At 34.7% G+C, this 479-nt stretch carries 1 protein-coding gene; it reads right to left on the bottom strand.

Features of this window, described 5'->3' with window-relative positions; all coding sequences use genetic code 11:
• Positions 1–23 precede the first annotated feature (23 nt).
• On the bottom strand, positions 24–479 hold a 456-nt coding region (locus Q4528_RS12680), incomplete at its 5' end, for a capsular polysaccharide export protein, LipB/KpsS family (protein ID WP_439848934.1).

Here is a 479-nt window from a genome sequence, read left to right as displayed (position 1 = left end):
AAACTTTATTTCAGCAGCCCTACCTAAATACTTTTTAAGAATATTTCTCTTCCACTTGGAAAAACCCACGGCATGCCAAGTACCTTTATATCTTTCCATGTGTTTTTTTGCAAATTAATTATTTTTAAAGTGTCTTCAATTTGACAGAGGTTTCCCGTATAGGGATTTATATATTTGCAATATTTTATGTAAGCGCAATAAAAAACATGTTCTAAAGAGCGTTTCTTTCCACAGCGTCCATTAGAAATTCGATCATCAGTCAATAACCATCCAGAATAGAAAGGAATACCAAAGCACACAACTTTAAGACCGGCTAAAAGGGCTTCAAACCCTAATTGACTAGTTACTGTATAAACAGTATGACATAGATCAAACAAAGACCATGGGTTACAATCTTCAGCTATTAAATGGCAACCTCTTTGAATTGCTTTCCTATAAAGGTATCCATTTTTTTTCCCTGCTAACACATCGGGGTGTAC

Origin of the sequence: Staphylococcus pasteuri, from assembly GCF_030547725.1 — a bacterium.
Classification (GTDB): domain Bacteria; phylum Bacillota; class Bacilli; order Staphylococcales; family Staphylococcaceae; genus Staphylococcus; species Staphylococcus pasteuri.
This window is presented reverse-complemented; position numbering and strand designations above follow the sequence as displayed.